The sequence below is a fragment of the Sulfobacillus harzensis genome, from assembly GCF_012933365.1.
Lineage (GTDB): Bacteria > Bacillota > Sulfobacillia > Sulfobacillales > Sulfobacillaceae > Sulfobacillus_B > Sulfobacillus_B harzensis.
Map to the genome: position 1 here is coordinate 1 of NZ_JABBVZ010000126.1, position 8498 is coordinate 8498.

At 56.8% G+C, this 8498-nt stretch carries 7 protein-coding genes and 1 pseudogene; 3 read left to right on the forward strand and 5 right to left on the reverse strand.

The features are described from left to right. The first annotated feature begins 165 nt into the window (after positions 1 to 165). Complete coding sequence (murJ, locus tag HIJ39_RS19935; protein WP_169102797.1) at positions 166 to 1503, forward strand: murein biosynthesis integral membrane protein MurJ; 1338 nt, start codon at positions 166 to 168, stop codon at positions 1501 to 1503. 68 nt (positions 1504 to 1571) lie between these two features. Next, a complete protein-coding gene (locus HIJ39_RS19940) occupies positions 1572 to 1754 on the forward strand; it encodes a hypothetical protein (protein WP_169102798.1) in 183 nt (60 codons plus the stop codon). A 379-nt stretch (positions 1755 to 2133) separates the two neighbouring features. Here HIJ39_RS19940 and HIJ39_RS19945 read toward each other — a convergent pair whose 3' ends face one another. Further along, positions 2134 to 3342, reverse strand: a complete 1209-nt coding sequence (locus HIJ39_RS19945) for a glycosyltransferase 87 family protein (RefSeq protein ID WP_169102799.1) — start codon at positions 3340 to 3342, stop codon at positions 2134 to 2136. 850 nt (positions 3343 to 4192) lie between these two features. On the opposite strand from HIJ39_RS19945, the gene HIJ39_RS19950 reads away from it, so the two are divergent. Next, positions 4193 to 4981 (forward strand): hypothetical protein, encoded by a 789-nt coding sequence (locus tag HIJ39_RS19950; protein ID WP_169102800.1) that lies wholly within the window; start codon positions 4193 to 4195, stop codon positions 4979 to 4981. A gap of 385 nt (positions 4982 to 5366) precedes the next feature. Here HIJ39_RS19950 and HIJ39_RS25265 read toward each other — a convergent pair whose 3' ends face one another. The 4 genes and pseudogenes from HIJ39_RS25265 to HIJ39_RS25270 all read right to left on the reverse strand — a co-directional run. Further along, positions 5367 to 5708: a winged helix-turn-helix domain-containing protein gene (locus HIJ39_RS25265; protein WP_420824583.1), complete on the reverse strand. Its 342-nt coding sequence runs from the start codon at positions 5706 to 5708 to the stop codon at positions 5367 to 5369. 873 nt (positions 5709 to 6581) lie between these two features. Continuing rightward, entirely contained in the window at positions 6582 to 7022 is a 441-nt protein-coding gene (locus tag HIJ39_RS19960) for an SLC13 family permease (protein WP_169102802.1), read from the reverse strand. Beyond that, positions 6992 to 8206 carry an SLC13 family permease gene (locus HIJ39_RS19965; protein WP_420824582.1) on the reverse strand — a complete coding sequence of 405 codons (1215 nt, stop codon included), beginning with the start codon at positions 8204 to 8206 and terminating at the stop codon, positions 6992 to 6994. The genes HIJ39_RS19960 and HIJ39_RS19965 overlap by 31 nt, the downstream gene beginning before the upstream one ends. Further along, positions 8109 to 8363 (reverse strand): annotated as a pseudogene (locus HIJ39_RS25270) (SLC13 family permease); the annotation flags it as partial. The pseudogene HIJ39_RS25270 and the gene HIJ39_RS19965, both read right to left, overlap by 98 nt. Positions 8364 to 8498 lie beyond the last annotated feature (135 nt).

Sequence of the window (8498 nt, forward strand, 5' to 3'; positions counted from 1 at the left end):
GGGGAGCCGGATGCGTAAATTGCGCACGTCCGGTTCTACGGGGAGGAGGGCGCTCAAGGGGCACTCGCTACCACAGCTAAGCCCCGAGGCCCCTCTTTACCTACCATGGGTATTGGGACGGCCAAGCCGCTATACTGCAGTATGGTCTGATTGAGGGGGTGTGCCATGCCATTTCGCGGCGGGCAAGCTGCTTCCAGTTTGCGGCGCAATTTTGGCTCCGTGGCTGGTGGAACCCTGCTCCTGTCAGGGGCGGGGCTGATCTCGAAAATTCTCGGTTTTTTCCGCCAATGGCTAATGGCGGCCTTGTTTGGGGTTTCAGCAGCGACCGACAGTTGGCTCGTAGCCAGTATTATTCCGTCCCTGCTGTTTGAGATTATGGGTGGTACCTTTGGCATGGTAATGGTTCCCCTGTTGGCAGGCCGCAGCGACGACGCCGACACTGGCGCACCATCGTCACTTTTCTTGGACGAAGTCTATAGCTGGACCTTAGTGATTGGAGCCTTTCTTACGGGGTTATTGGAACTGATGGCTCCGGCCATTGTCCACGTGATTGCACCCGGCTTCCAATTCCGGTACCCATTAACGGTGTTGTTGCTCCGTATTATGGTGCCGGCTGGGTTCTTTTTAGTCCTCGGAAACTTCATCAACGGCATTCTGCAATCTCAACGGGTCTATCACACGGTGGCCATCACTCCCGCTCTGATTAACGCGGTGCGCATCGCCACCATGGTGACACTGGGCATTCGCTGGCACATTGTCGGGGTGGCCATTGGTTTTGTAGCGGCCAATGCTGCCCAGTTAGCCTATCTGGTGCCCGCGTTAGAACGACACAATATTCATTTGCATTGGCGACTCACCGGCTCGCACCCGTGGACTCGACAGTACTTGAAGTTGGCTGTGCCAACCTTTTTGTCCCACATGGTGCAAATTGGTGGAACGGTGGTCGACCGCATCTTCGCCTCTACGCTTGCGGTCGGTCGGATTGCGGCAATGAACTTTTCCCAAGTGTTGGCCCAGATGCCGCTGACCCTGGGGCTGACTCCGTTCATGACGACAATTTATGCCGAACTGTCTCATGCCTTTAATCAGACCGGATCGAGCCGCGAATTTCGCGAGTGGGCCCAGCACGCCTATGAGGTCGTGTTGGTGATTATGGGTCCCTTTACTCTGGGACTCGTCTTCTGGCGCTTGCCCTTGGTCGCGCTCTTATACGAACATGGGCGGTTTAATCATTCTGCGGCGCTGTTGACGTCACGGCTGGTCCTTTTTTGGGCGCTGTCGCTCCCGGGCGAGGGGTTAGGCATTGTCGGCGCGCGCATCTTATTGGCTCAACGTCACACGCGCTCCGCCAGCATCGCCGGTGTGATCGCCATGGCATCTAACGTTGTAGGAGACTTCTTGTTGGTGCGGCCCCTAGGGGCTGAGGGGCTTGTCATTGCGACTGGGTTGGCTGGTTGGGTCCGCGTGGCCGTGCAAACCGGCTGGCTCATTAAATGGCGCTGAGTCCTTGGCCCGCTCACCTTCGCTTTTGGCTGGGATGGGGGGCCGCCACGCTTTTATGCGGTTGCTTGATGGCGGCAGGCCATTTGGTGACGCTCCATTTTCACTGGACCGGGGGATACCGGATTTGGCTCACACTTTTCGGGAGTGTCGTCCTCGCGGTGCTGGGGTATTTGCTGGCACTGCGGCAAAGTCGCGCCGTCCCCACGGAACTGCTCTTTCGTGGTCCGTTGCGGGTTATGGCGCGCGATTAGGTAAAGTGGACGACACTAACTCGCGGGCTCCTATTTGGTAGGTAAAGAGGGCCTTGGGGCTTGGCTGTATTTGCGAGTGTGCTTTGGGCGCCCTCTGCCCCGCAGAACCGGACGTGCGCAATCTACGCATCCGGCTCCCCGATTTCCCACTGTCAAGGCCAATTTGAAAATCGCCAAAAACGCCAACCGTTATATGTCAAGTAATGCGAGCAGCCAACGTGCGGGACGCGTGACCTGGCCATTTACTGTACGGACACCCCACTTTTTCAACCGTTTCTTTCCGTCGCATCGCACTATAATTTGACCCGATGGTTAAAGGGTGCGCGGCAACGCGCGGCACGCCTGATGCCTTGACTTACCGCCCACGGTCTAACTCTCATCAAGACGCTGGGAGCTCTGCATCCAGCGAGATGTTTTGGGATCGCCTACCGGCGGTCTGCCGGGTGAGCGCCGCACCTGCCCCCGACACCAGTAGACTGAGATAGCGGTACAAGACGCCCAGGAAAAACACGTGATCAACATACCATCGCCCACTGGGGGATTTCGTACTGAGCAACTGAAGCACGGTAAATGAATTCACATAGTCGGTCAATCCGGCCAGCGTGATCACAACATAAGTCCAGACGGGCCATTCGGCTAATATGGCCAGCACGAACACCCATAAGGTGTACTGGGGGGAATAGACTTTGTTGACGATCAAGAAGACGGTAAAGGACAATGCGGTTGCCTCGACGACGCGCCCTCCCCGATACACGCGCCACATAAAGTACAGAACGGTGGCCACGACCACCATAAGCGAAAAGGCATTGGCCGCCGCAGTTGATATGCCATGGATCCACGGATTAGCATAAATGTCAGCCCCGAGTCCGCGCCCGGCATTGAACGTAAAGAAGTACGCCCAATTCTTCCAGTTGCCCAGGATAAAGGGGCCATTGACTACGACCGCGGTCACCGCAAAGGTAACCACCATACGTCCCAGCGTCTTCCGCTGCCCGGTGCGCCACAACTCGGTTGCGATGAAGGGGAGGAAGAAAATGGGAAACAACTTGGCGAAGACGCCCAAACTAAACAGAATGGCACTCGGCACATAGGCGTGCCGCTTATACCCGTACCAGCCGAAGACCATGAACCCAATTCCCAACAAATCCCAATTCAAGAGCCCATAGACCATTAACAGGGGCAACACCCCAAAATAGATCGCCTGCTGCGGCACCAACCGTTCCATCACGAAATACACCGAGAGGGCCACCATGGTAAAGACGCTGAACGTGATAAAAAAGTACAAACTCACCCCGTGCCCCAAAGAGGTGAGCCACATAAACAGACCCATGACGACGGGGTATTCAATGCGATTCTGGATATACGGCACGAAGTGTAGAAACAGAAACCGGGTCTGATACAGCTTGACCACATCGGAGTACGCGAGATGGTCATAGGACCACGCATTGTAGCGGTTAATCAGTAGTTGACCATGGCGGATCATTGTCGACGGCGGCATTAGCCGCACGTAAGCCCAGACCATCCACGTGATAATGGATCCTAAAGCAACCATTCGCTTCCACCACGGCAGTGCCATGTCACGTTGCATAGTGAGCTCCTTATCTTTTGCCGAAATGTCATTGGATTAAATCAATTGTCCCCTGAGGAATAACGTAGGCGTGGTCCAAAAGGTTTCGGACTTAGAACAGGGAAATAGCCCCGAAATCACTGAGGAGTCGAAATTGCCGATTGTATCCCGCGAGGGAGAAGGCGGCATCCTGCTCGCCGCGGTGGCGAGGGGGGCAGGGAACTTCCGGGGTTGGTACCTACAGTATGCGACGAACGGGTGCCTTGGGAACGTGCGTCACGAAGGCGACTGGCCTGTTACAGGCCAGAGCCGAACTGCACTACATCGCGGGCCCGCAGCTTCCGTTCTTCGTGGGGGGCGATGGTCCGGCCATCACGTCCGCCACGGTCATGAGCCGTCACCACGAGAGGGACGGAGCCCAGATGTACCATAGACGGGATTGCACTCGGAAGACGGTTGGAGATAACCCAGATCTCACCCGGACCTTCTCGAGGAACGACGTCCGATTTATGGTATGAGTGGTCCCCCGTCACCAAGAGCGGATGGCAAGGAGGATTTTGTCGCGACGCTGCAGACGGGACCGATCGCCAAAACCTTTGTCAATCAAGCACTTCAACCTATTCGGTAGACGTGATTGACAGGCCTTCCGGTGTCGAATTATCCAAAATGGGTGCCCATCCGTGGACACGCCATACCGTTTATCAAACCGGTTGGGTTGTGTTCTGGGTTCCCTATTCGTTGTTCCAACGAGAGATTGACAGCATTCGGATGATCGGGCTCAAGATGGAGGCTATCGGATGACAAGTTCCAAAAAGACGGGGTTTTGCTGGTCGGGATTATCATCCTCCTAGGTGTTTCGGGATGCGGTGCCGTGCAGGTTTCAGCGACGTCCTCTGCCCCAGCGTCCGTTCCCACCGCAGCACATCCGTCGGGATCTCACAGCGTGTACGCCATAACCGTGAATCGAACGGCGGAAATGGTGGCCGCCGGGCACACAGCGAGCTTTCGGCTCACGGCATGGACGAAAAATGGACATCCTGCCGCGCATCAGCCGGTGACTATCTATATTGGCACGATGGTGCCCCTCAGTGGCATGCCGCCTACAAGGTGGCTGGCCAGCAGTACGTCGGCCGCGGCGCGTTACATTCGGAGCTATTCGCATGAGACCAACAGCCGAGGGCAAGTCCGGGTGGTCCTATCGGCCCAGCCCGCCAAGACTATGGAGATGGTGGGAGTGAAGATTGGCAATCTGTCCACCTATCGTCCAAGCACCATGGCAGCCCTGGGGAGTCTGGACGCCTGGTGGACCACCCCCACAACGTCGCCGACGGCACCGATCGGGGACTCGGTTACGGTGCGGCCTTTTGTGACCAAAGCCTCGCCCGGTGCGTCCATTCCGATAAGCGTCACGGTCAATTCTTCTACGGGACCCATTGCCAATGCGCGCGTGCAGTTTATTCCCAAGCACAGCTCTAGTATGATGGGAGCAATGTCGAACTCGGGAGGGTACACACGGATGACCAACCGTGTGGGACAAGTCGTCTGGCGGGCAATGGCAGGCAGCGGGGCACGGGACATGCCGATTCGCATCGTGGTCACAACTGGGGCATCCATGAATCGGGTGGCCGGCGGCATGAACACGGAGATTGTGGTGCCGTAGACATTTCGGTAGCTGGAGAGGTTCCCCGTGGTCGCATGGCGGCATTCCACCATCGGTTACATCTGGCCGGCCATTGGGGGTCGTCCTTCCCCTCGATAGTGTCCAACTCTCCATGCGAGCCTACGGCTCTCGTAATCCAGCGGTCTCGCGACTTGGGGCGGGCGCAGCTTCAGGCCCGTACGGACAACGTCCGCAGCCAACGACTTTTACGGGGTGCGGAGTGATTTGGACTGAGCCGGGTGCTCATTTTCATCGGTACCAATTGACACTTTGGTGGCAGAGTCGGCGCTATTGACAGCATCTTCTCAAAAAGGGAATCTATTGAACATGATGCGGTCCATCCGTCTCTTGCGGGTGACCATGACCAGGGATCTTGCAACCTTTCTCAATCCCCCGGGGCGTGAACCCCGGGGTTTTTCCCGTCCGCGCTAGCGCCAGAATTCGGCAGATCTCCGGGCATCTTAAGCGCGTACCCCGTGCCGGGCATCGAAAGCAAATAGATGGGGTGCTTCGGGTCAGGTTCGAGCCGTTGCCGCAGATTACGGATGTAGACTCGCAGGTACTCGTGCTCATCTATATAGTCGAGACCCCACACGCGTCCGAGGAGATACTCGTGCGAAAGAAACTCCCCGCCGTGTAAGACGAACTCCCTTAACAAGCGCCACTCCAACGGCGTCAGGCGAATAGGACGGCCATCTATGACGCATTCTCGCGTTCGTGTGCTCAGTCAGATCGTCCCATAGCTGTTCTGGACCCGTAGTTCCGTTAGCTTGGCTGCGGCGAATCAGCGAGCGTACGCGCGCCTGCATCTCGACAACGGAAAACGGTTTCGCCACAGCGGCGGCATGCGCCCACGGAGGCTGCTCAGCACGGCAGCCTCTTTGTGGATGGCGGGTCCTACCATGGGAGCGCACCGTTTTGCCGTGGCGAGTGATCGGTGATCGTCGGAATGTCCTGCAACGCGGACGATTGGGGGTGAGGGTGGCCGTCAGTGGGGTCGGCGTGGATTCTGTGGGATGCGGGCAATGGCCATTGGAATGCAAAGCGTCATCGGTCACGAACGGCGGCATGCGCGGAGCTCTGGTGGCCCCATTCCCGCGTCGTAATGGCGCCCGTCAACGCTTAACGTGAAAAATCGACCAGTACGTCTGACACTGGCTGGTCAGGGATTAGACGTAGCAGCTGCGTGCGTTGGCCTTAAGGTTGGGCAACGGATAAGCGGTCTTTATTTCCCTCTGCCCAGGCGTCCTCGAAGATAGAGATAGGCGCGCCGGCCCATCAAGACAATAATTAAGGCGAGGAATGGAGTGAAAATGGCTTTCATTGCGGGTAGGCCTCCGGACTTTGACTATTCACGACATCTGCGTGCGTGTCAACCTACGCTGTCATGAAACCCTTGGTGTCTAGTCTGCCGTTCTCCAAGGTGGCCATGCACCCTGCGTCAGAGGATAAATAGCCCCTGATCTGCAGCGTACGAAGCCATAGGCTGTGTTGATCGGCAGTGGTTGCGGGATCGATGGTCGCATGGCCAGACAAAAGCGCTGCTGTACGCGAATGAATGACAATGCCGAAGCTTCCGCAGGGTCGCGCGTTGGTGCGGTTAACCCGTAAACGGGAAGAGAATCGGCGTGATGACCACCGTCAACAGGAACATCACCAGCGTCAGAGGTAATCCGATTTTGAAGAAGTCCCGATATTTGTAATGACCGGGGCCCATGGCCATAATGAACACCTTATTGGCCAGCGGGGTGATGGGAGCGGCTGACAACGCCACGATCATGGCAATAATCAGCCCATCGGGCGACCAATGATTGCTGGCGGCAACGGCGATCGCCAACGGCGACAACACCAGGGCGGCGGCAACATTGCTGACGACTTGCGTCAACGCTGCAGCCAGGACAAAGAAAACGGTTAACATGGCATAGGGTCCTAGCGGTCCAAACCAGTGCAGCAAGGTATGGGAGATGGCGGCCGTGACGCCCGTTCTGGTCAAGGCGAGACTTAACGGCGTCACGCCCCGACCAAGGTGATGATTCGCCAATCGATCGCCCGATAGGCTTGGTCGAGCGAGACCACGCGACTCAACACCAAGACGCCAATGCCTGCCGCCGCGCCCACCTGGATGGCGAGAACGTGCATCGCAGCCAGCAACAATACGGCGATCATGACTCCAACGGCGATGAGCCGATGACGCGGCGATGCGGGCGGGGTGCGGTCCACATCGGACAGCACGGTGAGATCCTCGCTCTTTTGCAATCGGGTGATGGCGTCGTCCGCCCCCATGACTAAGAGGATATCCCCGGTATTGAGGCTGATCTCATGTAATTCCTGCACGCGGGTCACGCCCTGGCGCAAAATGGCGAGGACGGTGACGCCAAAGCGTGCCCGAAAATCCAACTCCCTGAGAGAATGGTTGACCAAGATCGAGGTTTGCGGCACCATGGCTTCCATCACGCGAACCCCGGCATTCCTGAGGCGCAATGGATGGCGATTGGCGGCGACGGTTTCCAAGCCATCCGCGGCGGTCAACCCCACCATGGCTTGTTGGTTGCCCTGGACTATGAGTCGGTCTTTGGCCTCTAACATATCGTATGCTCCGGGTATGATGGCCGGCTGACCCTTGCGAAGGATACGCAGCACGGTTAGGTGATGCTGACGGAAATAAGTGACTTCATGCAAGGGTTTGCCGATCAGCGGTGAGTGGGGGGAAACATACACTTCGCTAAGATAGCTTTTGACCTCTTGATAGTTGGTGAGAAACTCGTCGTCCGTATCACCGGCTGGGAGTCGCTTCACACCCCACCACTTCATGAACAAGTACCCCGCCAGGACCAATATGGCGCCTAACGGGGTAATCCCGAACAGCGGAATGGCCGGGTAGTGGCTGGAGGTTAGCGTGGAATTGCCGATGATGTTTCCGGCCGACCCAATCATGCTCAATAACCCACCGAGCGCAATGGCAAATGCCAACGGCATGAGCAGGCGGTGCAGCGAGACCTTCAAACGTTGACGAATCCGCACCATGGTGGGCAGAAAAATGCTCATGAGACCCACATCCGAAACAAAACTCGACGGAATGGGGGGCAAGGCCATTAAAGCTGTTAACAGGCGGGGTTCGCCTTTTTTTCCCCAGTCGTTCAAACCATGAGGCCATGACATCGGTGGCACCGGACCGGCGCAGCCCCTCGCTGAGCACAAACATCTCAGCCAAGATAATGGCGGCATATGAACTAAACCCACTGAATAATTCATTGGTGGGAATGAGGCGAAATATTCCAACCAAGGTCAATGCGATGATACCGACGATATCAATCCGTACACGACCTGAAACTAGCAGAGCCATAGTGACAACCAAAATCGCGACGGATAGCGCTGCACCCATCCTGAGACCTCCTCGTATAAAAAGAATTAGCCTACTAGCCCAAGACCTTGGTCTCGGGGGGGCTGACTCAAAAGGCTTTTGCCCTAAAATTTTCTCCCACCTGACCCCCGAAAACAGGGAGGTAGATGACCCGCT

Coding starts and splice junctions, on each gene's coding strand:
- murJ (WP_169102797.1), top strand. CDS start 166: ATGCCATTTCGCGGCGGGCAAGCTGCTTCCAGTTTGCGGCGCAATTTT.
- HIJ39_RS19940 (WP_169102798.1), top strand. CDS start 1,572: ATGGCGGCAGGCCATTTGGTGACGCTCCATTTTCACTGGACCGGGGGA.
- HIJ39_RS19945 (WP_169102799.1), bottom strand. CDS start 3,342: ATGCAACGTGACATGGCACTGCCGTGGTGGAAGCGAATGGTTGCTTTA.
- HIJ39_RS19965 (WP_420824582.1), bottom strand. CDS start 8,206: ATGCCGCCATTATCTTGGCTGAGATGTTTGTGCTCAGCGAGGGGCTGC.